Source organism: Kitasatospora sp. NPDC001309 (assembly GCF_042896295.1).
In the GTDB taxonomy this organism is placed as follows: Bacteria; Actinomycetota; Actinomycetes; order Streptomycetales; family Streptomycetaceae; genus Kitasatospora.
This window is the reverse complement of record NZ_JBIAXC010000002.1, coordinates 38,231-59,090: the sequence shown is the minus strand read 5'-3', so window position 1 is coordinate 59,090 and position 20,860 is coordinate 38,231. Positions and strand designations below refer to the sequence as shown.

General features: G+C 71.6%; 17 protein-coding genes and 1 riboswitch. Of the genes, 9 read left to right on the top strand and 8 right to left on the bottom strand.

Features of this window, described 5'->3' with window-relative positions:
* Positions 1-298 precede the first annotated feature (298 nt).
* The 4 genes from ACFY2K_RS02530 to ACFY2K_RS02515 all read left to right on the top strand — a co-directional run bounded on the left by ACFY2K_RS02530 (position 299) and on the right by ACFY2K_RS02515 (position 4,285).
* On the top strand, positions 299-1,090 hold the full coding sequence (locus ACFY2K_RS02530; protein WP_387709286.1) for a GntR family transcriptional regulator: 792 nt from the start codon (positions 299-301) through the stop codon (positions 1,088-1,090).
* Between the two features lie 296 nt (positions 1,091-1,386).
* Positions 1,387-1,650: a DUF3311 domain-containing protein gene (locus tag ACFY2K_RS02525; RefSeq protein ID WP_375894050.1), complete on the top strand. Its 264-nt coding sequence runs from the start codon at positions 1,387-1,389 to the stop codon at positions 1,648-1,650.
* Complete coding sequence (mctP, locus tag ACFY2K_RS02520; protein WP_387709284.1) at positions 1,647-3,257, top strand: monocarboxylate uptake permease MctP; 1,611 nt, start codon at positions 1,647-1,649, stop codon at positions 3,255-3,257. The genes ACFY2K_RS02525 and mctP overlap by 4 nt, the downstream gene beginning before the upstream one ends.
* Positions 3,258-3,412: 155 nt before the next feature.
* On the top strand, positions 3,413-4,285 hold the full coding sequence (locus ACFY2K_RS02515) for a histidine phosphatase family protein (RefSeq protein ID WP_380525140.1): 873 nt from the start codon (positions 3,413-3,415) through the stop codon (positions 4,283-4,285).
* A gap of 70 nt (positions 4,286-4,355) precedes the next feature.
* Here the strand turns inward: ACFY2K_RS02515 and ACFY2K_RS02510 are convergent, their stop codons facing one another.
* Positions 4,356-5,318 (bottom strand): helix-turn-helix domain-containing protein, encoded by a 963-nt coding sequence (locus tag ACFY2K_RS02510; RefSeq protein ID WP_387709282.1) that lies wholly within the window; start codon positions 5,316-5,318, stop codon positions 4,356-4,358.
* Positions 5,319-5,748: 430 nt separating this feature from the next.
* Here ACFY2K_RS02510 and ACFY2K_RS02505 point away from each other — a divergent pair, with 430 nt between their 5' ends.
* Together ACFY2K_RS02505 and ACFY2K_RS02500 are read left to right on the top strand one after the other, a co-directional pair.
* Positions 5,749-6,243 (top strand): GNAT family N-acetyltransferase, encoded by a 495-nt coding sequence (locus ACFY2K_RS02505; RefSeq protein WP_387709280.1) that lies wholly within the window; start codon positions 5,749-5,751, stop codon positions 6,241-6,243.
* A 193-nt stretch (positions 6,244-6,436) separates the two neighbouring features.
* Positions 6,437-8,578 carry an acyltransferase family protein gene (locus ACFY2K_RS02500; protein WP_387709278.1) on the top strand — a complete coding sequence of 714 codons (2,142 nt, stop codon included), beginning with the start codon at positions 6,437-6,439 and terminating at the stop codon, positions 8,576-8,578.
* An 8-nt stretch (positions 8,579-8,586) separates the two neighbouring features.
* Here ACFY2K_RS02500 and ACFY2K_RS02495 read toward each other — a convergent pair whose 3' ends face one another.
* The 5 genes from ACFY2K_RS02495 to ACFY2K_RS02475 form a co-directional block, all read right to left on the bottom strand.
* Complete coding sequence (locus ACFY2K_RS02495; RefSeq protein ID WP_375894067.1) at positions 8,587-9,780, bottom strand: glycoside hydrolase family 113; 1,194 nt, start codon at positions 9,778-9,780, stop codon at positions 8,587-8,589.
* Positions 9,781-9,796: 16 nt separating this feature from the next.
* Entirely contained in the window at positions 9,797-11,248 is a 1,452-nt protein-coding gene (locus ACFY2K_RS02490; protein WP_380525144.1) for a glycosyltransferase family 2 protein, read from the bottom strand.
* 46 nt (positions 11,249-11,294) lie between these two features.
* Positions 11,295-12,155 (bottom strand): hypothetical protein, encoded by an 861-nt coding sequence (locus tag ACFY2K_RS02485; RefSeq protein ID WP_387709275.1) that lies wholly within the window; start codon positions 12,153-12,155, stop codon positions 11,295-11,297.
* Positions 12,156-12,279: 124 nt separating this feature from the next.
* Positions 12,280-13,734, bottom strand: a complete 1,455-nt coding sequence (locus ACFY2K_RS02480) for a glycoside hydrolase family 26 protein (protein ID WP_387709273.1) — start codon at positions 13,732-13,734, stop codon at positions 12,280-12,282.
* Positions 13,735-13,873: 139 nt separating this feature from the next.
* Entirely contained in the window at positions 13,874-14,848 is a 975-nt protein-coding gene (locus ACFY2K_RS02475; RefSeq protein ID WP_387709271.1) for a Fis family transcriptional regulator, read from the bottom strand.
* Positions 14,849-15,296: 448 nt separating this feature from the next.
* A riboswitch (cobalamin riboswitch) is annotated at positions 15,297-15,429 on the top strand.
* Positions 15,430-15,622: 193 nt separating this feature from the next.
* On the opposite strand from ACFY2K_RS02475, the gene ACFY2K_RS02470 reads away from it, so the two are divergent.
* The 3 genes from ACFY2K_RS02470 to ACFY2K_RS02460 all read left to right on the top strand — a co-directional run bounded on the left by ACFY2K_RS02470 (position 15,623) and on the right by ACFY2K_RS02460 (position 19,610).
* Positions 15,623-18,034 (top strand): ribonucleoside-diphosphate reductase subunit alpha, encoded by a 2,412-nt coding sequence (locus ACFY2K_RS02470; protein ID WP_387709446.1) that lies wholly within the window; start codon positions 15,623-15,625, stop codon positions 18,032-18,034.
* A complete protein-coding gene (locus ACFY2K_RS02465; RefSeq protein ID WP_387709269.1) occupies positions 18,034-19,050 on the top strand; it encodes a ribonucleotide-diphosphate reductase subunit beta in 1,017 nt (338 codons plus the stop codon). Before ACFY2K_RS02470 ends, ACFY2K_RS02465 begins: the two co-directional genes overlap by 1 nt.
* 188 nt (positions 19,051-19,238) lie before the next feature.
* Complete coding sequence (locus ACFY2K_RS02460; RefSeq protein ID WP_387709267.1) at positions 19,239-19,610, top strand: hypothetical protein; 372 nt, start codon at positions 19,239-19,241, stop codon at positions 19,608-19,610.
* 38 nt (positions 19,611-19,648) lie between these two features.
* Here ACFY2K_RS02460 and ACFY2K_RS02455 read toward each other — a convergent pair whose 3' ends face one another.
* Positions 19,649-19,831, bottom strand: coding sequence for a DUF397 domain-containing protein (locus ACFY2K_RS02455; RefSeq protein WP_387709444.1), 183 nt, complete (start codon positions 19,829-19,831; stop codon positions 19,649-19,651).
* 26 nt (positions 19,832-19,857) lie between these two features.
* Positions 19,858-20,670 (bottom strand): DUF5753 domain-containing protein, encoded by an 813-nt coding sequence (locus tag ACFY2K_RS02450; RefSeq protein WP_387709266.1) that lies wholly within the window; start codon positions 20,668-20,670, stop codon positions 19,858-19,860.
* Between the last annotated feature and the right edge of the window lie 190 nt (positions 20,671-20,860).

Sequence of the window (20,860 nt, the reverse complement as noted above, 5' to 3'; positions counted from 1 at the left end):
CGGCAGCGGCAGACCCACGCAAAGCGGGAGATTAGGTGCCGCGGACCCCTTCGAGCGGGTGGGGGGATTCATCGTTACCGGCCTAGTGGTGTAGACCAGATGCCTGGAGCTTGGCCTAGACCAATGGGCCTGTCAACGGCTGTTCGACCGATCTCGACCACCCGTTATCAAGCCGACACCGCACATCGTTCATCGCGTGATGAGGTATTCGTTCCGTAGCCATACATGCAACGATGTGGTCCGTTAACGATGTGGCGGGGCGGTAAAAGGCTCCGCGAGAAGCGGGAGAACAGGTCCGATGAGCAGCGACGGGGGATCCACCGCCCAGGCCGACGACCCCGAGGTGAAGAACCTCCCGACGCAGGCCGGCGCCGATCCGACCGCGCGCGTCCCCAAGTACTACGGCCTCAAGCGCCACCTCCTCCAGCTCACCGAGACCCAGCCCGCGGGCACCCCGGTCCCGCCCGAGCGCGCGCTGGCCGCCCAGTTCGACACCTCGCGCACCACCGTGCGCCAGGCCCTCCAGGAACTGGTCGTCGAGGGCCGGCTGGAGCGCATCCAGGGCAAGGGCACCTTCGTGGCCAAGCCCAAGGTCGCCCAGGCGCTGCAACTCACCTCCTACACGGAGGACATGCGCGCCCAGGGCCTGGAGCCCACCTCCCGGCTGATCGAGATCGGCTACATCACCGCCGACGACCGGCTCGCCCCGCTGCTGGACATCAAGCCCGGCGGCCGGGTGCTGCGGATCGAGCGGCTGCGCCTGGCCAACGGCGACCCGATGGCCATCGAGGTCGCCCACCTCTCCGCCAAGCGCTTCCCCGCCCTGCGGCGCAACCTGGCCAAGCACAACTCGCTGTACGCGGCGCTGCGCGAGGTCTACGGGGTCACCGTGGCCGAGGCCGAGGAGACCATCGAGACCACCCTCGCCAACCCGCGGGAGGCCGGCCTGCTCGGCTCCGACCTGGGCCTGCCGATGCTCCAGCTCTCCCGGCACTCCTTCGACGCCGACGGCAACCCGGTCGAGTGGGTGCGCTCCATCTACCGCGGCGACCGCTACAAGTTCATCACCCGGCTCCAGCGGCCGGAGTAGTCGTCCCCGTCCGGGGCCCTCACCTCGAACGGACCCCTCCCCCTCACCACGGGCACCGGCGTGCGCGACCCGCGCACCGGTGCCCGTTCGTGTCCGGATGGCGGAAAGTTGCGTCATATCGGGTGACATGGATCACCCCATGCCCTAGATTGCGCAGCCGTACTGACTGCCGATCACCGATGGTGCTGCCCGGCGGGCTCACGGGGGTGCCGGGCACCTCCGGGGCTGCGGCGCCGACGGAACCCTCCGGAGCGGAGCAGAAGATGCCGTCTGACCAAGCCCCCAGCGAAGCTGTCATGCCCGAGCCAGCCGGGACCCCAGTCCCGGCCGTGACCCCCGAGCGGGTGCTCGCCGGACTCGCCCTGCTCGTGCCCATCGTGGCGATGCTCTGGGTCTCCTCCTACGACAAGACCGACCCGGCGGTGGCCGGGATCCCCTTCTTCTACTGGTACCAGCTGCTCTGGGTGCCGGTCTCGGCGGTCTTCACGGTCGCCGCCTACCTGCTGATCAACCGGGACGAGAAGGCCCGCGGCGCGGCCCGCGAGGGCGGTGCGCGATGAAGGACGTCAACGTGCCGGCCCTCGTGGTCTTCGTCCTGTTCTTCCTGCTGGTCACCGTGATGGGCTTCCTCGCCTCCCGCTGGCGCCGTGCGGACGACGCCGCCCACCTGGACGAGTGGGGCCTGGGCGGGCGCAGCTTCGGGACCTGGGTGACCTGGTTCCTGCTCGGCGGCGACCTCTACACCGCCTACACCTTCGTCGCCGTCCCGGCGGCCGTGTACGCGACCGGCGCGGCCGGCTTCTTCGCGGTGCCGTACACGATCATCGCCTACCCGCTGGTCTTCCTGTTCCTGCCCCGGCTCTGGTCGGTCTCCCGGGTGCACGGCTACGTCACCCCGGCCGACTTCGTCCGCGGCCGGTACGGCTCGCGGCCGCTGTCCCTGGTCATCGCGCTGACCGGGATCCTGGCCACCATGCCGTACATCGCCCTGCAACTGGTCGGCATCCAGGCCGTGCTGGACGTGCTCGGCCTCGGCGGCGGCGCGGACGCCAACTGGTTCGTCAAGGACCTGCCGCTGTTCCTGGCCTTCGGCGTGCTGGCCGCCTACACCTACTCCTCCGGCCTGCGCGCCCCGGCGCTGATCGCCTTCGTCAAGGACGCCCTGGTCTACATCGTGATCATCGTCGCGGTGATCTACATCCCGCTGCGCCTCGGCGGCTACGGGCACGTCTTCGACGCGGCCGCGGCGCACTTCAAGCAGGCCAAGGCCGGCGGGCTGACCCTCCCCGACAACAAGCAGTGGACGTACGCCACGCTGGGGATCGGCTCGGCGATGGCGCTGTTCATGTACCCGCACTCGGTGACCGGCGTGCTGGCCTCCAAGTCCCGCAACACCGTGCGCCGCAACATGGCGATCATGCCCGCGTACTCGCTGATGCTCGGGCTGCTGGCGCTGCTCGGCTTCATGGCGATCGCGGCGGGCGTGGGCAGCGGCGTCAAGGGCTACAACGCCCAGCTGTCGGTGCCGCAGCTGTTCGCGAACATGTTCCCGGACTGGTTCACCGGCGTGGCCTTCGCCGCGATCGGGATCGGCGCACTGGTGCCGGCCGCGATCATGTCCATCGCCGCGGCCAACCTGTTCACCCGCAACGTCTACAGGGAGTGGCTCAAGCCCGCCGCCACCCCGGCCGACGAGACCCGGGTCGCCAAGCTGGTCTCGCTGCTGGTCAAGGTCGGCGCGCTGGTCTTCGTGCTCGGCATGGACAAGCAGGCCGCGATCAACCTCCAGCTGCTGGGCGGCCTGTGGATCCTGCAGACCTTCGTGGCGATCGTCGGCGGCCTGTTCACCCGCTGGTTCCACCACTGGGCGCTGTTCGCCGGCTGGGCGGCGGGCATGGGCTACGGCACCTGGACGGCGTACGGGCTGGCCAGCCCGGCCACCAAGCACTTCGGCGGCAACGCGGCCGAGATCCCCGGCATCGGCGAGATCGGCTACATCGGCATGACGGCCTTCGTGCTCAACCTGGTCGTCTCGGTGGTGCTCACCCTGGTGCTGCGGGCGTTCAGGACGCCCGACGGGCCGGACGAGACCAAGCCCTCCGACTACAGCGCCGAGACCGGCGGCGGCGAGCGGGAGAACGCGCCGGAGCCCGTAGCGGCGCACTGATTGGCCGTGCGCGCGCCCTGTGATCGCGCCGCCTTCTCCGTGAACACTGGAGGAGGCGGCGCGATCATATGTATGAACAGGCGTGCACGCCGGGCACCACCAGACCGGACCGGCATCCGGCCGGAACCTGATCGACCCACGGGGAGCTCGCGGCCATGGCAGAACTCGGCACCACCCTCAACGGCCAGCACCAGACCACCCAGCACCAGTCGGCCCCGCACCAGGCCGCCCAGCACCAGTCGGCCCCGCACCAGGTCACCCAGCACCAGTCGACCCAGAACCAGCACCACCCCCACGTCACCGCCCACCGCCCCGCGGCGGCCACCCGACTGCCGTCCGTGCTGATCGCCACCCGGCACGGCGAGTCCACCGCCAACGTCGAGTTCCAGCTGGCCGAGGCCGTCGGCGCGCTCAGCGTCCCGATCAGCTGCCGGGACGCCGACATCCCGCTGTCCCTGCGCGGCCAGCAGCAGGCCCAGGCGTTCGGCCGCTGGTGGGCCGCCCTGCCCAGCGCCGACCGCCCGCGCAGCGTCTGGTGCTCGCCGTACGTGCGCACCGCCGAGACCACCCGGATCGCGCTCGCCCAGGCGGCCGGCCTCGGCGCCGTGCCCGTCACCCTGGCCGTCCGCTACGACGAGCGGCTGCGCGACCGCGAGCTCGGCATCCTGGAGATGCTGCCCAAGGCCGCCATCGAGGCCAAGCACCCGGAGGAGGCCGCCCGGCGGCGCAAGATGGGCGAGCTGTACTACCGCCCGCCCGGCGGCGAGTCCTGGGCCGACGTCGCCCTGCGGGTGCGCAGCCTGCTGCGGGACGTCTGCGAGGAGGAGGCCGGCCGGCCCGTCCTGCTGGTCGCCCACGACTGCACGGTGCTGATGCTGCGCTACGCGCTGGACCGGCTCACCGAGCAGCAGCTCACCGAGCTCGGGGCGGTGCACAACTGCTCCACCAGCCTGTGGCGGGCCCAGGACGGGCGGTTGCGGCCGGACCGCTGGAACGGCGTCGACCACCTGACGGGCGGGGACAGCTGACGGGCGGAGGCAGCTGCCGGGGGAGGACAACTGATGGGTGGAGGCAGCTGACGGACCGTCGGCCGTCGGGTCAGTGCTGCGCGACCGCCGGATCGGCGAAGCAGCGGCGGTAGGCCAGCGGTGTGGTGCCCAGCCGCCGCCCGAAGTGGTGCCGCAGCGCCGCCGCGTTGCCGAAGCCGCAGCGGGCCGCGATCGCGTCCACCGACTCGGTGGTGGACTCCAGCAGCCGCTGGGCCAGCAGCACCCGCTGCCCCACCAGCCAGCGGTGCGGGGTGGTGCCGGTCTCCTGCTGGAAGCGCCGGGCGAAGGTGCGCGGCGACATGTGCGCCCGGGCGGCCAGTTGCTCGACGGTCGCCTCCTGGTCCGGGTGGTGGCGCATCCAGTCCAGCAGCGGGGCCAGCGAGTCGCCGCCGCCCTCCGGCAGCGGGCGGTTCACGAACTGCGCCTGGCCGCCCTCCCGGTGCGGCGCCACCACCATCCGGCGGGCGATCCCCCGGGCCACCTCGGCGCCCTGGAACTTGCGCACCAGGTGCAGGCAGGCGTCGATGCCGGCCGCCGTACCGGCCGAGGTGACCACCGGGTCGTCGTCCACGTACAGCACGTCCGGCTGCACCGCCGTCCCCGGGAACCGGCCGGCCAGGTCGTCGGTGTAGCGCCAGTGGGTGGTGGAGCGGCGGCCGTCCAGCAGCCCGGCGGCGCCCAGCACGAACGCGCCGCTGCAGATGGACAGCACCCGGCCGCCGCGCGCCACCACCGCGCGCAGCGCCGCCAGCAGCGGCTCCGGGTAGGCGTCGCGGATCCCCGAGGCGGTGACCACCGCCAGGTCGGCGTCGGCGAGCCGCTCCGGGCCGTACGGGACGTCCACCGTGAACCCGGAGTGGGTGGCGTGCGGCCCGGGGTGGGCGCCGGCCAGCGCGAAGTCGTAGCCGGGCAGCCCGTCCGCGGTGCGGTCCAGGCCGAACACCTCGCAGGCCACGCCCAGTTCGAAGGGGTGGACCTCCTCCAGCACCACCGCGACCACGTTCCTCAGCATGCCGCCCAGGATGCCCCGCCGGGCCGGGCGCCGGGAAGCCCCCGGCTGGCAGGATTTCGAGGCAACCCGGCGTTCCTGCCACTCGTCGGCCCCGCCGGCTCCCGGCCACAGTGGTGGCCATGGAATCCGGCACCCTCGCAAGCGCACTCGCCCTGGCCGGCGCGGTCGGCGGCTTCGGCCTGCTCGGCTCCCTGATCGGCCGCGAGCTCTCCCGCGGCCCCGCGGCCGGCCGCGACAACTACCACCGCCCCGGCGGCTACCCCGCCGACCCGCACCGCGCCGACCGGCTGCACGGCTCCCCGGCCGCGGGCCGCGCCGACGCCGACGGCGCTCCTGCCACCGCCCCCGCTGACCCCGCCGTCCCCGCTGACCTGCCGCTCCGCCCGACCCCCGGGCCCGTCGCCGTACCGGGCTCCGGCACACTGGCCCGATGGACTACCTCATCCGCCACGCCCTCCCCCGGGACCTCGAAGACGCCGGCCGGATCACCGTCGAGGCCTTCGTCGGCGACGGCTACACCAAGCCCACCAGCGGCTACGTCGAGCTGCTCCGCGACGCCGGGCGGCGCTCCCGCGAGGCCGAGCTCCTGGTCGCCGCCGACGCGGCCGACGAGCAGGTCCTCGGCTGCGTGACCTTCGCCGTCGGCGGCACCGAGTGGGCCGACATCGCCACCCCGCAGGAGGGCGAGATCCGGATGCTCGCCACCGCCGCCGCCTCCCGCGGCCGCGGCGTCGGCGAGGCCCTGGTCCGCGCCTGCGTCGCCCGCAGCCGCGAACTCGGCCTGACCGGCATGGCCTTCTCCACCCGCCCCGAGATGACCGCCGCCCACCGCGTCTACAAGCGGGTCGGCTTCCGCCGCACCCCCGAGCGGGACTGGGCGCCGTACCCGGGGATGGACCTGATGGTCTACACCATGGCGTTCTGACGGCCCGGCGGCAGTCCACCGGCCCCTCCCCCACCCCCGTGACGGGCAGACGATCAACAGGCGTCTTTTGATATAAACCACAGATCAAGACATGTCGTCGACAGGTCGCGACAGTCGATCGACCGGGGGGACGCACCACATGGACGACGGGCCCGGCCCCAGCACGCCCGGAAGCGGCCCGACGCTCCAGGACATGCGCGAGGCACGGGGCATCGAGGCCCCGGCCTCCAGCCGCTACGCGATCCCCGCACCCGTCCGTGCGCCCCGCGGCCCGCTGCCGCCGTCGGTCCGCTTCAAGGCGGTCGACGGGCTGCGCGGCCTCGCGATCGCCTCCGTGCTGCTCTACCACACCGACTGGTTCCAGAACGGCCTGTTCGGCGTGGACGTCTTCTTCGTGCTCTCCGGCTTCCTGGTCAGCCTGGTGCTGATCCGCGAGCTGGACCGCACCGACGGCATCCGGCTCGGCGTCTTCTACCGCCGCCGCGCCAAGCGGCTGCTGCCCGGACTGCTCGCCACCATCATCCTGGTCGTCGGACTGTCCGCCCTGGTCAGCCCGCTCCGGGACGTCCGGGACCTGCGCCCGCAGGCGCTCGCCACGCTCGCCCAGGTCGCCAACTGGGCCCAGCTGTCCCGCGGCGACGCCTACTGGCAGCACTTCGCCTCGATCGACCCGCTGGCGGCCATGTGGTCGCTCAGCATCACCGAGCAGTTCTACGCGGTCTGGCCGCTGCTGCTGCTGATGGTCTTCGGCCTGTGCCGCCGCTCGCTGCGCGCCGCCGGCATCGTCACCGCCGTCCTGTTCGCGGCCTCCGCGCTCGTCGCCCCGCTGATGTGGAACGGCGGCAACAGCGACCGCCTCTACCTCGGCACCGAGACCCGCGCCGTCGGCTTCGCGGCCGGCGCCACCGCCGCCTTCGGGGTCCACCTGTGGCTGCGCCGCAAGGCCCGCGCCGCCGCCGACGGCCCCCGTTCGGCCCGCCGAGGCGGCGCCGCCCTGCCCACCCTGGTCGGCACGGCGGCCCTCGGCGGCCTGGTCTGGGCCAGCCTGTCCGTCGGCAGCTACCACGAACCCTGGCTCTACCAGGGCGGACTGGCGCTCGTCGCGGCGCTCGCCGCCGTGCTGACCGCCTCGCTCTGCCACGACCGCGGCCCCCTGGTGCGGCTGCTGTCGCTTCCCCCGCTGCGGCTCACCGGCACCATCTCGTACAGCCTCTACCTGCTCCACCTGCCGGTGTACTGGCTGCTGCAGCACTTCGTCGACGACATCTCGCCGCAGAAGCTGCTGCTGATCGGCGGCCCGGTCTCCTGGGTGCTGGCCTGGCTGCTGCACACCGCGACCGAGAAGCTGCGGGTGCTGCGCTGGCGGGCCCTCCCGGCCGTCCCACTGCTGGCCGTCACCGCCGCGGTGGCCACCGCCGGGGCCTGGTACCTGCCGGCCTGGGTCACCCACGACATGCGGTCCGGGCCGAGCGGCAGGCCGATGGTCCTGGTGCTCGGCGACTCCTTCGCCCAGGACCTCGCCACCGGGCTGTACCGGGACGGCGACGGCTACCGGGTGGTCGACGGCGGCATCAGCGGCTGCGGGGTGTTCGACCCGGACAAGGTGCGCACCGTCTCCGGGACGGAGTTCGAGACCAGCTCCGACTGCCGGAACCGGGCGGCCGAGTGGGACCGCCAGGTCGCCGCCACCGCGCCGGAGGCCGTGGTGATCCACCTCGGCTGGGACGCCGCCGAGCAGTACCTGGACGGCACCTGGCTCAACCCCTGCGACGACGACTACCGCAGCCGGTACCGCACCGAGCTCACCCAGGCCGTCGAGCAGGTCCACCGGCGGGCGCCCGCCGCCCGGGTGCTGCTGATGAACGAACGCGTCGAGAACGGCGCCATCGGCAAGGCCTGGGGCACCTGCTACAACCAGCAGGTCGGCGACTTCGTGAAGGCCGCCGGCGGCACCGTCCGGCTGGTCGACCTCGACACCTTCTACTGCCCGTACGACACCTGCGTGTGGAAGGACAAGGACGGCCACTGGGTCACCCCGGCCAACGACGGGGTGCACCTGACCCCGGCCGGCATGCGGTTCGTGACCCCGTGGCTGGAGAAGCAGATCGCGGACGGGCTGTCCGGGGCCCAGCCGCAGTCCCCGGCCGCGCCGACGGCCACCCCGACGCCGACGCCGACCCCGACACCGAGCTCCACCCCGACGCCCACCCCCACGCCCACGCCGACGGCGAGCACCCGGCCGACGGGCCGTCCGACCACGGCCAAGCCGGCCCGGACGCCGACCCCCAAGGGGACCCCGGGCGCCGGCGAGCACCCCGCCGAGCCCCAGCCGTAGCGGACCCGCTACGGCTGCGGGACCTGGTAGGTCTGCGCGAAGCAGTCGCGGATCGCCTTCTCGGAGCCCGGGCGCCCGGCGTAGTCCATCCGCGGGGTGTCCGGGGTGACCGGCAGGGTCGGGTCGATGCCGAAGTACAGCGACCAGAAGTAGACCCCGCCCAGCTTGCGCTCCTGGGCGACCTGGCAGACCGCGGTGAACCAGGTGGCCTGGACGGCCTCGTTCACCTCGGTCTTCTTGTAGTACTCACCGGGCGTCTTGTACGCGCCCTTCTGCGCCGGGATGCCCACCTCGGTGAGCTTGGTGGTCGGCTGCGGCCCCGTGCCGCGCTTGTCGAGCCAGGCGTTCCAGCTGGCCTTCAGGTCGGCGATCGGGGCGTCGTCGTCGGAGTTCTTGGCCGGCGGGTAGGCGTCCGCGCCCGTCCCGTCGACGGGTACCGCGATCGGGCCCTTGGCCCAGTTGTCGAAGTTCGCGTCGTACGCCAGCTCGCCGTGGAAGGTCTTCCTGGCCTCGTCGACCAGCCCCTGCCAGCGCGGGTCGCCCTCCAGCGAGTTGAACTCGGTGCCGAGGGTGAACTCCGCCGCGGAGTGCTCCTGGGCGGTCTTCAGGTACGGCGCCAGGAAGGCGGCGTAGCTGGCGAACCAGGCGTCCCGGTCGGTCGGCGTGATGTTGCCGCGCCACTTGAGGGTGTGGACGTAGTCGAACACGTCCTCGTCCATGATCGGACGCACGGTGGTGCGCAGACCCGCCCGGTGGGCGGCCTCCAGCAGCAGGGCGAGGCGCTCCGGGGTGGGCGAGGTCGGCCGGGCGGCGACGGCGTTCGACTTGGTACCCGTGGTGTAGTACGGGAACGTCACCGACAGGGAGTTGGCGTTCAACCCGACCACGTACCTGACGATGCGGTCGACCTTGCCCTGGACGAAGTTGTCCGGGTCCGCCGGGTCGTCCAGCCAGTACACCTGCACGCCCCACTCGGGGCTCCCCTTGGTCCACGGGCGGGCCACCTTGGGGCCGGTGTCCTCGACCGGCGGCGCGTCCTTGCCGAAGCCCCAGACCCGGCCCTGCTCGGTGGGGGCGGCGAGGTGGACGGTGGTGGGCCGCTGGTGGTCGAACCGGATCGGGTGGTCCCCCCACACCACGGGGACGGCCACGGCGACGGCGACGACGACGGTGGGCAGGATGAAGATGGCGGGGCGCTTCAACGGTCGTGACTTCCGATCAGGCCGGTTTGGCGATGACGACGAACTTGTTCTCCTCGCGCTTGAGGAACTTGATCAGCCCCCGCAGCCCGCCCCAGCCCTCCAGGAAGGAGAACACCGGGATGCAGGCCACCACGACGATCGGCTCCCACCACTTGCGCCGGTGGTTGGCCGAGGCGACCACGTTCAGCCGCAGCCCCTCCCAGTAGGTCCAGATCACGTAGGCGAAGTTGATCGCCCACAGCAGCACCACGGACTGGGTGACCGGCGAGGTGTTCCAGGTGCCGGTGAACCAGGCGACCATCAGCACCAGGCCGACGTGCTGCAGCGGGCCGAGCACCCAGCTGACCATGCCCATCCCGATGAACAGCCGGTACCGCAGCGGGATGGTCTTGTTGAAGCAGAGCGCGACCAGGCCCCAGGCCCAGCGCTCGCGCTGCTTGAGGAAGTCCTTGACGCCGGCCGGCGAGGCGCCGTAGCAGCGCCCGTTGAACCAGTCGCTGCGGCCCGGGTAGCGCTGGCAGAAGTTCAGCGCCATCTGGGCGTCCTCGACGATGGTCTTCGGCCCGAAGTCCCAGCCGATGGTGGCCTCCACCGAGGAGCGCACGATCAGCAGCTCGCCGTGCACGCCGGCGATCGGGGTTCCGGTGCCGGTCATCGCCCGGAAGCGGGCGATGTCGTCGGCCGGGCGGATCGCGTCGGCGAGCCAGGTGAAGGTGGAGACGGCGTTCTCCCGGGGGTACGTCAGGATGCCCTGCGCCATGTGCTTGGCGTCGTCCCCGGCCCGGCGCTGCCGGTTGACGAACTGGGCGACGGCGGCCGCGGTGTCCGGCCCGACTCCGGTGTCGTCGTCCATGTGCAGCACCCAGACGTCGTCCTGCGCCTCGCCCTCCTCGATCCGCAGCTCGTGCGAGTAGTGGTTGGCACGGGCCTTGAACTTGGTGCCGTTGGCCGTCTCGTACGCCTTCGGCACGGTCACCACCCGGATCAGCGGGTGGCGTTCGGCCAGCTCGTCGATCTTCTCGGCGGCGGCACAGCCCTCCTCGGTGAGGATGTCCACCCTCATCCAGGGGAAGTACGACGGCAGGTGCTCGACGTACGAGAGCACCGAGCGCTCCAGCGCCGGGTAGGTGTCGTGCCGGCCGATGGTCGGCACCAGCACGATCAGGAAGTCGTCCTCGGCCGGCGCGGGCGGGGTCATCCGGTCCACCTGCCGCAGCCGTCGGCGGACCATCAGCACGCCCTGGAAGCCGATCAGCACACCGAACACCGGCATGCCCCACAGGATGGTGATCGCCCAGCCGAGCGGGGTCGGGTTGGGCACGTACGCCCAGATCGAGAAGGTGAAGATGATCGCGAAGGCGGTGTAGAACGGCAGCACCCGGGGCTTCCAGGACATCTGTCGCTCGGCGAGCCGGGCGGCCTCGCGGGACGTGGTGAGCACCGTCCGCGCAGGGGCTGTGGACGTCATGGCGGAAGTCGTTCCTCGTCTGGTGTCGGTCGGTCCGGTCGGTCGGTCAGGCCTGCGGCGGGTGCGGGGCCGGCGGCGCGTCCGCGGGCGGCGGCACGACCGGGCCGGGGGCCACCGGAGCGGCGCCCTGCGGGCCGGGCGCGGGCGGGGCGGGCGCGGGCGGGGCGGCGGGCCACTGCTGCTGGAGCGCGGTCGGCTGGTACGTCGGCGCCGCCTGGGGCGGCTGCTGGGCGTACGGACCCGGCACGGGCGGCACCGGCTGGGGCTGCGCAGGCGGCCAGGCGGCGGGCTGGGCCTGCGGCTGCGGCTGCTGGTACCACACCGGCTGAGCCGGCGGCTGGGCCGACCACCCGGGCTGCGGCTGCCCCGGCTGCGGCACTCCGTACGGACCCGGCTGCGGCGCGGACGGCAGCGGCGCGGCCGGAACCGCGCCCTGCGCGAGCGGCCAGGGCGTCCCGGCCGGAGAACCCTCCGGCTGCTCCCGCCACTTGGAGCGGGCGAGCAGCACGATCAGCGTCGCGGTGACGACCACGCCGAGCGCGAAGGTGGCGAGCTTGAGTCCGCCCTCGGTCGTCCCCGTGAACCACTGCCGCTGCGGTTCGTCCAGCAGCGCGCCGGTCAGGCTGCGCACCCGGTTGTAGCCCTCGACCAGTGCCACGCCCGCCGCCACGCCGAGCGCCCAGGAGCGCCCGCGCAGCAGCAGGATGCCCGCGGCCAGGTACAGCAGGCCGTAGTTGAGGCTTCCGGTCTCGGCGTCCACCGAGGTCCCGCCGTAGTAGAAGATGCCCTTGAGGTAGGTCGCGAAGCCGACCTGCCCGAAGCAGTTGTAGGCCGCCCAGCCGAGCAGCACCACGCCCCAACCGACCGCCAGGCCACCGGCCCCGCGTATCGGACGTGCCTGTGTCATCCCCGTACCCCCGCCCCTTCGGTCCTCTCCCGACCGTTCACCGAGCCCTCGGGCTTCGCCGCCACAGGATGCCACACGGCACAACGGACCCGGAATTCCGCCCGTTCAACGGATCCGGGCCCGATCAGCGGACGTGCAGCCCGCCCCAGTCGATGCTCCCGCCGGACGGTCCGGAGCCGCCGGTGATCGCCAACGGGCTGTGGTAGGTGGCGTTGACGTCCGCTCCGGAGTTGCGCGGCTGGTCCGGGGCCAGGTTGTCGGAGGTGAGGGACTGCCCCCAGACCGTCCAGATCGTCCAGGGGGTGCGGCCGAGGGTGTCCGGCTGGCGGGAGTTGACCGGCACGGCGAAGGACTCGGCGAGCATCCTCGGCTTGTGGTAGGCGGCGAGCCCGTCGTAGTAGCGCTTGGTCCAGACCTCGCCGGTGCCGATCGGGTGCGCGGGGCTGCCGCTGTAGTCGTCCACCCCGACCACGTCGACGTACTGGGAGCCCGGGTAGTAGTCCCACGGGTCCACGCCCGGGGCGCCGTCCCAGGACACCGGTGTCCAGACGAACAGCAGGTTGTGCAGGCCCCTGGTCTCCACCAGGTACTTGTAGGTGATCCGCCACAGCGCCTGGTAGTCGGCCGGCTTCTGGCCCGCCCACCAGAACCGGCTGGCGCAGTCCTGGACGTTCATCTCGTGGTAGGGGCGCAGCAGCACCGGCACGTCGTGGGCGGCCAGGTACTCCAGGTGGTCGGCCAGGTAGGACAGGTCGGTGACGAGTGCGCGGTACTCGGGGGTGTCGCCCCCGGCGTCCACGACCCGGCCGAACCAGCCCGGGTCCTTGGCCGCCGGGGAGTTCGAACAGAGCACCCGGTCGAAGGACTTGACGGCGGACCCGGGGTAGGGCTCGTGGAAGGACATGCCGACGATCCCGGCCGGGGCCCCGCCGTTGTCCGGGAGTTCGGTGGTGCTGCCGTCGCAGTTCTGCTGGACGCCGGAGCCGTCGTAGGTGCCGTCGTCGGCGCGCGGGTGGCCGGACCAGACGGCGGTCATCAGGTCGACGGCGTCGTCGGTGTACTGCCAGCCGGTGCGGCAGGTGGGCCAGCGGCCGGCCGAGTAGGAGCGCGGGTTGCCGACGCCCCAGGCGTTCTGGCCGTAGCCGGGGCCGAGGTCGGTCTCCATGAAGCCGGGCAGGCGGCCGGTGATGTCGGCGGCCTTCTTGTAGTAGTAACCGACCTGCTTGGTGCCCCGGTAGTCGCCGTACTCGGGGTTGTTGCGCTCGTTGTGCGCCTCGACGTGCTGGCCGATCACCGTGCCGCCGCTGTGCCCGGTGCGGGCCTGGGCCTCCAGGTCCGCGAGGAACTGCTGGACGGCACGGGCGTTCGGCGAGGCCTGCGGGTCCCGGGCCAGCAGGTCCCGGCCCACGTCCGGCGGCAGGGTGCGGCCGGGGGCGCCGACCGACACCGGTACCCGGACGGGCGGTCCGACGTCGGTCCGGTCGTCGCGGTCCAGCAGCACGAGACTGCCGGCGGCGACCACGATGCCGGCCGCGGCCAGCACGGCCGGCCTACCGCGCAGGACTCTGGGCAGGGCCACGACCGCTCCTCCGGTTTCTCGCCGGCGCCGACCCCCGCGGACGCAACCGGAACACGCGTACGAATGACTCCGACGAGAGCCTGCCACACTCCCCCGGTCCCGGCGAACGGGTCCGCCGGGACCGGGGTGTCACCGCGGGTCAGCCGGTCGCGGCGGCCGCCGGAGTGCCCTGCGAACCCGGCGTGGCCGAGCCCGCCGCCTTGGCCCGCTGGAGCAGCTGGCCCTTCACGTGCTCGGCGAACCCGGCGGACGCCGCGGTCGCGGCGGCGTCAGGGGCGTTGCCGCCCTTCGCCGAGCCCTCGACGGTGAAGTAGGCGTACCGGCCCAGGCTGCTGTGCGTGCCGGTGCAGCCGGGGTTGGCGCAGAACGCCGGGCCGCCCGGCGCGGGCAGGCCCTTGAGCTGCCCGGCGTAGTTCTTCATCGCCGTCTCGGCCTGGATCTTGTGGTCGAAGACCGCGACGCCGACGGTCACCGCGCTGTCGCCGGAGACGTACGTCGCCCGGAGCACCTTCTGGCAGCCCTGGTCGCCGAGGACCTTGCCGAGCCCGCCGGTGGTGGAGTTGCCGTCCCAGCAGGGCTGGTCCAGCGCGACCACGGTCCGGTTCCAGGACACGCCGTTGACCGTCACCTGCAGCGCGGAGAACAGCGCCCCCGCGTCCTGCGGCGCCGGGTCGGTGGCGACCTCCCAGATCGGTTTCGACGGGTCGTCCGGCTGCCCTCCCGCGGCCGCACCGCCGTTCGACGGGCCTGGGGTCGACGGGCCGCCGTTCGACGGGCCGGGGGTCGGCTTGCCCGAGACGGACGCGGACGCGACCGCACCGCCACCGGGCTTGGCCGGGTCGTCCTTCTTGCCGAACAGCAGCACTCCGCCCGCGGCCAGACCACCCACCAGGACGACGGCCACCGCGCCGCCGATGATCCTCACCCGGCGCTTGCGCCTGCCGTCGGCCTCGTTGCGGTCCGCCAGCGCCGCCCAGTCCGGCTCGACGCGCTGCGGCGGCACCGGCTGCTGCGCGGGAACCGGCTGCTGCGGGGGACCCGGCTGCTGCGGGGCCTGCTGCCACTGCGGCTGCGGAGCCGGCGGCTGAACCGGCTGGGGCGCCGGCTGGGGCACCGGCGGGACGGGCTGGGAGAACGGCTGCGCCGCCGGCGCCACCGGTCCGTACGAGGCCGGCGGCGGGCCGAAACCACCGCCCGGCGGCGGTACCGGACCCGGCCCCACCGGCTGCTGATTCTGTGCGCCCCCCGGCCCGGCGGGAGGCGTCCCCTGCGGCCCGTGCCCAGGTACACCAGTTCCGTCGCTCATGCGCCCAGATCGTAGGGCATCACCCGCACCGTCCCTCGGCCCGGTGACCGTTCCGTATCGAAACCAGGACGCCCGGCGCGCCGGGCCCGGGTGTCCGGCACCCGGATCCGGGGTGTCCGGCGGGCGGCCGCGACACGTCCGGAGCGTGGTTCCGGGCCTCGGACGTCCACGAACCGCCACCGGCCCGGGCACAACCCGTCATCGCGACAACACACCACGCCGTACTACATGTGGTGTCGCATCGAGGAGACACCACTACATGTATGCTCGCTTCTGCTGTCGATGCAGGGGAACCCGGTGGGAATCCGGGACTGCCCCGCAGCGGTGTGCGGGCGGCTCCAGCAGCCGTACCGCGAGTCCGAGTACCTGCCGAACAGCGTGCGCCACGGCCCTCCCGCAGAGGCCGCGCCAAGCACCAGCACCACCCCTCCGGGCCTCGCGGGCGGGCCGGGGAGACACCTCGCGCGACGCTTTTTGCGTTCGCGCCGTGCTCCCCTGCCCAGATCGGCCCGGGTGACCCCGATCACCGCCGCACGATCGCCGCCAGGAGAGAGCGCCTTGACCACCGCTGCCTCAGTCACCCTGCCCGCCCAGGGCTCCGGTACCGCCTTCACCGACCCGACGGTCTCCGACCCCGGCGGTGCTCTCCTGCGGCTGCTCACCGACCGCAGCGCCGACCTCACCGAGGTCGACCCCGGCCATGTCGCCGCCGCCGCGCTGCGCGGCCGCCACGCCGGCTCGGACTTCGCCGAGCTGCGCGGTCTGGCCGTGGACGCCGCCGCGTCGATGATCGCCGAGGACCCCCAGTACTCGAAGCTGGCCGCCCGCCTGCTCGCCCTGGAGATCGTCGACGAGGCGAACAGCCAGGGCTCGGTCTCCTTCTCCGCCTCGATCGCCGTCGGCCACGCCGAGGGCCTGATCGGCGACACCACCGCGGCCTTCGTCGCCAAGCACGCCGACGCCCTGAACGCGCTCGTCGACACCAAGGGCGACGACCGCTTCGAGTACTTCGGCCTGCGCACCGTCCAGTCCCGCTACCTGCTGCGCCACCCGATCACCCGCAAGGTGATCGAGACCCCGCAGCACTTCCTGCTCCGCGTCGCCTGCGGCCTGGCGGTCGGCGACTCCGAGCAGTCGGTGCGCGAGGTGTCCGAGCTGTACGGCCTGATGAGCCGCCTGGAGTACCTGACCTCCTCGCCGACGCTCTTCAACTCCGGCACCCGGCACCCGCAGATGTCCAGCTGCTACCTGCTGGACTCGCCGCTGGACAACCTGGACTCGATCTACAACCGCTACGCGCAGATCGCCCGCCTCTCCAAGCACGCCGGCGGCATCGGCCTGTCCTACTCGCGCATCCGCTCGCGCGGCAGCCTGATCCGCGGCACCAACGGCAAGTCCAACGGCATCGTCCCGTTCCTGCGCACCCTCGACTCCTCGGTCGCCGCCGTCAACCAGGGCGGCCGCCGCAAGGGCGCGGCCTGCGTCTACCTGGAGACCTGGCACGCCGACATCGAGGAGTTCCTGGAGCTCCGCGACAACACCGGTGAGGAGGCGCGCCGCACGCACAACCTCAACCTGGCCCACTGGATCCCGGACGAGTTCATGCGCCGCGTGAACGCCAACGCCGACTGGTCGCTGTTCTCCCCCGCCGACGTCCCCGAGCTGGTCGACCTGTGGGGCGCCGACTTCGACGAGGCCTACCTCAAGGCCGAGCTGGCCGGCAAGGCCGTCCGCACCATCCCGGCGCAGACCCTCTACGCCCGCATGATGCGCACCCTCGCGCAGACCGGCAACGGCTGGATGACCTTCAAGGACGCCTCCAACCGCGCCGCCAACCAGACCGCGCTGCCCGGCCGCACGGTGCACTCCTCCAACCTGTGCACCGAGATCCTGGAGGTCACGGACGACTCCGAGACCGCCGTCTGCAACCTGGGCTCGGTCAACCTCGGCGCGCACGTGGCCGAGGGCGCGTCCGTCGAGGACCTGCTCGGCGCCATGGACTGGGAGCGCCTCGACGCCACCGTCCGCACCGCCGTGACCTTCCTCGACCGCGTGGTGGACATCAACTTCTACCCGACCACCGAGGCCGGCACCTCCAACTCCCGCTGGCGGCCGGTCGGCCTCGGCGTGATGGGCCTCCAGGACGTCTTCTTCAAGCTGCGGATCGACTTCGACTCCGCCGAGGCCGCCCGGCTGTCCACGCTGATCGCCGAGCGCATCATGCTCACCGCCTACGAGCGCTCCGCCGATCTGGCCGAGCAGCTCGGCCGCCACGAGGCCTACGGCGAAACCCGCGCCGCCCGCGGCGAGCTGCACATCGACCACTTCCCGAGCGCCGCCCCGGAGTGGACCGACCGCTGGACGACGCTGCGCGCCCGCATCGCCGAGACCGGCCTGCGCAACTCGCTGCTGCTCGCGATCGCCCCGACCGCGACCATCGCCTCCATCGCCGGCGTCTACGAGTGCATCGAGCCGCAGGTGTCCAACCTGTTCAAGCGCGAGACGCTCTCGGGCGAGTTCCTCCAGGTCAACCCGTACCTGGTGCGCGAGCTCAAGGAGCTCGGCGTCTGGGACCAGCAGACCCGCGACGCCCTGCGCGACGCCAACGGCTCCGTCCAGGAGCTCGGTTGGCTGCCGGAGCAGGTCCGGTCGCTGTACCGCACCGCGTGGGAGCTGCCGCAGCGCGCGCTGATCGACCTGGCCGCGGCCCGTATGCCGTACCTGGACCAGAGCCAGTCGCTGAACCTCTTCATGGCGGCGCCGACCATCGGCAAGCTCAGCTCGATGTACGCCTACGCGTGGAAGGTCGGTCTCAAGACCACCTACTACCTGCGCTCGCGCCCCGCGACCCGGATCGCCCAGGCCGCCTCGGGTGCCGCCCGCACCGCCGCTGGTACGCCGGTGCCGGTGAACACCCCGACCCTCACCCCCGAGGAAGAGGCCGCACTGGCCTGCTCCCTGGAGAACCCCGAGTCCTGCGAGGCCTGCCAGTAATGTCCGACGATCGCCAGAAGATGCTGCTCGACCCCGGCTTCGAGCTGACCCTGCGCCCGATGCGCTACCCGTCGTTCTACGACCGGTACCGCGACGCGATCAAGAACACCTGGACCGTCGAGGAGGTGGACCTGCACTCGGACGTCGCCGACCTGGCGAAGCTGAGCGAGGGCGAGCGCCACATGATCGGCCGCCTGGTGGCGTTCTTCGCGACCGGTGACTCGATCGTCGCGAACAACGTGGTGCTGAGCCTCTACAAGCACATCAACTCCCCGGAGGCGCGGCTGTACCTGTCGCGCCAGCTGTTCGAGGAGGCCGTGCACGTCCAGTTCTACCTGACGCTGCTGGACACCTACCTTCCGGACCCGGAGGACCGCAACGCGGCCTTCGCCGCGGTGGAGAACATCCCCTCCATCCACCAGAAGGCCCAGTTCTGCTTCAAGTACATGAACGCGGTCGACCACATCGACTCGCTGCAGACCAAGGAGGACCGCCGCGCGTTCCTCCTGAACCTGATCTGCTTCGCGGCCTGCGTCGAGGGCCTGTTCTTCTACGGCGCCTTCGCGTATGTGTACTGGTTCCGGTCGCGCGGTCTGCTGCACGGCCTGGCCACCGGCACCAACTGGGTGTTCCGCGACGAGTCCATGCACATGGACTTCGCGTTCTCCGTGGTCGACACCGTCCGCGAGGAGGAGCCCGACCTCTTCGACGACGAGATGGCCAAGCAGGTCACCGAGATGCTGGAGGAGGCCGTCGAGGCCGAGCTCCAGTTCGCCCAGGACCTGTGCGGCGACGGCCTGCCCGGCATGAACACCGCCTCGATGCGCGAGTACCTCCAGGCGGTTGCGGACCAGCGCCTCGCGCGGCTCGGGATGCCGATCCGGTACGGGTCGACCAACCCGTTCGGCTTCATGGAGCTCCAGAACGTCCAGGAGCTGACCAACTTCTTCGAGCGCCGCGTGTCGGCGTACCAGGTCGCGGTCGAGGGCACCGTCGCCTTCGACGACGACTTCTAGATCAACTAGATCGACGACGTTCAGCACGACAGCGGAGCTGCCACCACGGCAGCTCCGCTGTCGGTTCACGGGGGAGTGACTCAGGAATGCCCAAGCTCCAACAACGCGTGATCGAAGGCCCGTTCGGACCGATACAGATCAGTCATGACCGCTGGCCGTCCGTCGTGGCGCGGGTCCAGGGGGCGGGGATGCCCACCGTCACGGTGGTGCCCGACCGCGACCACGGCGCGATCAACGTCAACGGCCACAACGTGCCGACGACCCGGAAGTCCCGCACCCGCACGGCCGTTCTGGGCGACCGCACCTACGAACTCCGGGCCACCAGCCTGCGCAAGGCCGAACTGCGCCGCAACGGCGCCGTCATCGCCCACGCCCAGGGCTCGTTCCGCTCCTACGCCCCGGGCAGCAGCATCCCGGGCCTCCACGCCGAGGTCACCTGGTCCCAGGCCATCGACCCGACGGACGTGGCCGTCGGCCAGGCCATGGTCCTCGCCTTCGGCGCCGGCGCCCCGGGCATCGTCCTGCGGACAGTGTTCTTCTGGACCGACAACCTCACGTGAGAAAGCGGTGGTGCCCCACCCGGGGCACCACCGCTCCTCTACTCGGCCGAGAACTCCCCACCCTTGACCCCGGCCACGAACGACGCCCACACCCCGGCCGGAAAGAAGAGCACCGGCCCAGCTGGGTCCTTCGAGTCCCGGACCGGCACGAGGCCGATCACACCGTCGGCCACCTCCACGCATTCACTCTGCGCCCCGGAGAACGAGGACTTGCGCCACACAAGTCCCGAGAGCTCGTTCACAATCCTCAGACCTTCCCGCTCGCCATGCGCCCGATGAGCGCGATCGATTCACTGCGGGGCAGCGACTCCGCCAACGCGCGACGGAACAGATTCGCGTACTTGAAGACTTCCTCCGGCTCCTCGATGTACAAGGTGCTGAGAAGGCTGTCGACGTACACCACATCCGTCTCGGTCACCTCTGGGAAACCGAGGATGGTGACCGGCCCGAAGAGCGCCGCGTGAATCTCCGACGCCTCTGGCAGGACCTGGACGTTGATGTTGGGGCGCTCAGCCGAAGCCGCGAGGAACTCAAGCTGTTCGCGCATGACCACCGGGCCACCCACCTGATGCTTGAGCACTGACTCGGAGAGCACAGCCCACACCCGCAACGGCACGTCCCTCGTCAGAACCGACCGACGTTCCTGGCGAACCTTCGTCAGCGTCTCGACCTGCTCGGCCGTCGCATCCTCTATCTGCGCCCGCACGACGGCCCTGGTGTAGTCCTCGGTCTGCAAGATCCCGGGCACCAACAGGGTCTGAATGCTGTACATGTCCGATGCGTCGGACTCCAGCGCGATGTAGTCAGCGTAGAGCGGCGAGAGCGTGTCCGAGTATCGATCCCACCATCCACGCAAACGGCCTTCTCTCGACAGAGCCTCCATCCGGCCCCGCGTCTCCGGATCCTTCACCCCGTACAGGTCGAGCAGCAGCCGAAGGTCCACCAGTCGAATGCCAGACTGGGCTGCCTCGATTCGACTGATCTTGCTCTCCGCGCAATCGAGTTGCCGCGCCGACTGCGCGATCGTCAGATCAGCCCCTACTCGCAGCTCCTTGAGCATTCGGGCCAGCCGCCGCTGCCGAACCGTCGGATTCCTGTTCACAGGCACCGCCGCGACCTCCCCACTTCTGTGAGTTGCCAGTCTGCCCCCCTGCGGCACCGACAACAATCTTTGATCACTTCCAAAGTGGGGACTTGCACTTTAGAAGTCCCCAGGAGGATGCTACTAAACGTAGCTCGCCGAGCGACAC

What these genes read in the sequence shown, in the direction of transcription:
- ACFY2K_RS02530 (WP_387709286.1), top strand. Translation starts at nt 299, where the DNA reads ATGAGCAGCGACGGGGGATCCACCGCCCAGGCCGACGACCCCGAGGTG.
- ACFY2K_RS02525 (WP_375894050.1), top strand. Translation starts at nt 1,387, where the DNA reads ATGCCCGAGCCAGCCGGGACCCCAGTCCCGGCCGTGACCCCCGAGCGG.
- mctP (WP_387709284.1), top strand. Translation starts at nt 1,647, where the DNA reads ATGAAGGACGTCAACGTGCCGGCCCTCGTGGTCTTCGTCCTGTTCTTC.
- ACFY2K_RS02515 (WP_380525140.1), top strand. Translation starts at nt 3,413, where the DNA reads ATGGCAGAACTCGGCACCACCCTCAACGGCCAGCACCAGACCACCCAG.
- ACFY2K_RS02510 (WP_387709282.1), bottom strand. Translation starts at nt 5,318, where the DNA reads ATGCTGAGGAACGTGGTCGCGGTGGTGCTGGAGGAGGTCCACCCCTTC.
- ACFY2K_RS02505 (WP_387709280.1), top strand. Translation starts at nt 5,749, where the DNA reads ATGGACTACCTCATCCGCCACGCCCTCCCCCGGGACCTCGAAGACGCC.
- ACFY2K_RS02500 (WP_387709278.1), top strand. Translation starts at nt 6,437, where the DNA reads ATGCGCGAGGCACGGGGCATCGAGGCCCCGGCCTCCAGCCGCTACGCG.
- ACFY2K_RS02490 (WP_380525144.1), bottom strand. Translation starts at nt 11,248, where the DNA reads ATGACGTCCACAGCCCCTGCGCGGACGGTGCTCACCACGTCCCGCGAG.
- ACFY2K_RS02485 (WP_387709275.1), bottom strand. Translation starts at nt 12,155, where the DNA reads ATGACACAGGCACGTCCGATACGCGGGGCCGGTGGCCTGGCGGTCGGT.
- ACFY2K_RS02465 (WP_387709269.1), top strand. Translation starts at nt 18,034, where the DNA reads ATGTCCGACGATCGCCAGAAGATGCTGCTCGACCCCGGCTTCGAGCTG.
- ACFY2K_RS02460 (WP_387709267.1), top strand. Translation starts at nt 19,239, where the DNA reads ATGCCCACCGTCACGGTGGTGCCCGACCGCGACCACGGCGCGATCAAC.
- ACFY2K_RS02450 (WP_387709266.1), bottom strand. Translation starts at nt 20,670, where the DNA reads ATGCTCAAGGAGCTGCGAGTAGGGGCTGATCTGACGATCGCGCAGTCG.